We start from the raw sequence: 2,353 nt of genomic DNA on the forward strand, positions 1-2,353 counted from the left end.
GACCCCGCCTGCTCGCGGGTGCACGGCCGCGTCGACCCGGTCCCGGGAGGCTGGACCTACACCAACCTCTCCAACGAGGGCACCTTCCAGGACGGCCGCCGGATCACCACCCGCGCGTTCAACGAGCGCCTCGGGCTGCGCCTCGGGCACCCGGTCGCCGGCCCCGAGCTCACCCTGGTTCCGATCCTCTCCGCGGCCGAGGAGGAGCGGCGGATCGCGCGCCGTCGCCTCGGCAAGCGGCTCGCGATCCTCGGCGGGGTCGCGGCCGCCCTGCTGCTGGTGGCCGGCGTCCTCGGCCTCGCCTTCGTGGTCGGCAGGGACGACCCGGTCAAGCCGGCCGGGGACGACACCGACGTGCTGGAGGCCGCGAAGGCCGCCACGGTCAAGATCACGGCCGAGAGCCACCTGCTCGACGACCCGTCGAGCACGGGCACCTACCACGGGTCCGGGTCGATCATCCGCTCCGACGGCCTGATCCTCACCAACGCCCACGTCGCTGCACCCGAGTCGCCGGGCCTGGAGGAGAAGTACGGCGACGACGTGCGCATCGCCGACCCGGACTACCTGCTCATCTCGCTGACCGACGGCATGACCGACACGAACGCACCGGCCTCCTATCGGGCGCGGGTCGTCCAAGCCGACGGCGAGCTCGATGTCGCGGTGGTCCAGATCTATGCCGACGAGGACGGCAAGGAGCTCGACGACGAGCTGCACCTGCCGACCGTGCCCATCGGCAGCTCCGGCGACCTGCGCGCCGGCGACAGCGTCACCGTCCTGGGCTTCCCTGCCGTGGCCGGCGACGGCAAGTCGATCACCGTGACGACCGGCGTCATCTCCACCGTCCTCGACGATCCCGACCTCGGACCACGCTCCGAGCTCGACACCGACGCCCGGATCGCGCCGGGCAACTCCGGCGGCACGGCGATCAACGACGACGGCGAGCTGATCGGCATCCCCACGTCGCTCTTCGCCGACGAGGGCACCACCGTCACGAGTGGCCGGATCCGCTCGATCGACGCGGCCAAGGACCTGATCGACGAGGCCGAGAAGGAGGCGGACTGACGTCGTACGACGTCAGCTGGCCTTCTTCGCCGCCTTCTTGGCGGTCGTCTTCTTCGCAGCCGTCTTCTTGGCCGCCTTCTTCGCCGGCGCCTTCTTGGCGGTCTTCTTGGCCGCCGCCTTCTTCGCCGCCGGCCTCTCGTCGGTCTCGCCACGCGAGGACTTCGCGGCGTCGACCGAGCGCTGCAGCGCCGCCAGCAGATCGACCACCTCGCCGCCGGTCTTGGCCGAGGTCTCGGTGCGCTTGACCTCGCCGCCCTCGATCTTGGCCCTCACCACGGCCTCGACCGCCTCGGCGTAGTCGTCCTCGAACTCGGAGGCGTCGAAGTCGCCGGCCAGGGTCTCGACGAGCATGTGCGCCATCTTGACCTCCGCGTCCTTGACCTCGCCCGTCTCGACCTTGAAGTCGGGCTTGCGGATCTCGTCGGGCCACATCATGGTCTGCAGCACGATCACGTCGTCGCGCACGCGCAGCACGGCCGTGGTGACCCGCTGGCGCAGCGCGACCGTCACGACGGCCATGCGGTCGGCGTCGAGCAGGGCCTGGCGCAGGAGGGCGTAGGGCTTGGCGCCGGCCCCCTCGGGCTCGAGGTAGTAGGACTTCTCGAACAGCAGCGGGTCGATCTGGTCGCTCGGGACGAACTTCTCGACCGCGATCTCGCGGGAGGAGGTCGTCGGCAGGTTGGCCATGTCGTCCTCGGTGAGGATGACCATCTCGCCGTCCTCGGTCTCGTACCCCTTGGCGATGTCGGAGTACGGCACCTCCTCGCCGTCGATCGAGCAGACCCGCTGGTACTTGATCCGCCCGCCGTCCTTCGCATGGACCTGGCGGAACGAGACGTCGTGGCTCTCGGTCGCGCTGTAGAGCTTGACCGGGACGCTGACGAGGCCGAAGGACACGGCACCCTTCCAGATCGCACGCATGGGACGAGCCTACGCCGTCCTGACAGGATGGTTGCGTGCTCGACCCCCAACGGCTCGGCCCGATGCTGGCCACCCCCGGGACCCACGTGCCCCGGGGCGAGGAGTGGTGCCACGAGGTGAAGTGGGACGGCGTGCGGGCCCTGGCCGTCGTCGCGGGTGGACGCGGCGGAGGGGTCACCCTCACCAGCCGCAACGGCAACCGGATCACGCCCGCCTGGCCCGAGCTCGTCACGCCACCGGCGGGCGTGCGCGATCTCGTGGTCGACGGCGAGATCATCGCGCTCAACGACCGCGGGGTGCCGGACTTCCGGGTCCTCGCCGAGCGGATGCATGTGCGCAACGCCGCCGCGGTGGCGCGCCTCGCCGCGCG

General features: G+C 70.8%; 3 protein-coding genes. 2 read left to right on the plus strand and 1 reads right to left on the minus strand.

What is annotated here, in order from left to right:
• Positions 1-1,062, plus strand: a 1,062-nt coding sequence (locus FHP29_RS17610; protein WP_158296621.1) for a trypsin-like peptidase domain-containing protein, incomplete at its 5' end; no start/stop codon positions are given.
• Between the two features lie 12 nt (positions 1,063-1,074).
• On the opposite strand, the gene ku is transcribed toward FHP29_RS17610, so the two are convergent.
• Positions 1,075-1,983 (minus strand): non-homologous end joining protein Ku, encoded by a 909-nt coding sequence (gene ku / locus FHP29_RS17615; protein ID WP_139624161.1) that lies wholly within the window; start codon positions 1,981-1,983, stop codon positions 1,075-1,077.
• 35 nt (positions 1,984-2,018) lie between these two features.
• Between ku and FHP29_RS22890 the strand changes: the two genes are divergently transcribed.
• Positions 2,019-2,353 (plus strand): ATP-dependent DNA ligase (locus tag FHP29_RS22890; protein WP_476703670.1); only part of this gene is annotated, 335 nt, incomplete at its 3' end.

This window comes from Nocardioides albidus, from assembly GCF_006335005.1.
In the GTDB taxonomy this organism is placed as follows: domain Bacteria; phylum Actinomycetota; class Actinomycetes; order Propionibacteriales; family Nocardioidaceae; genus Nocardioides; species Nocardioides albidus.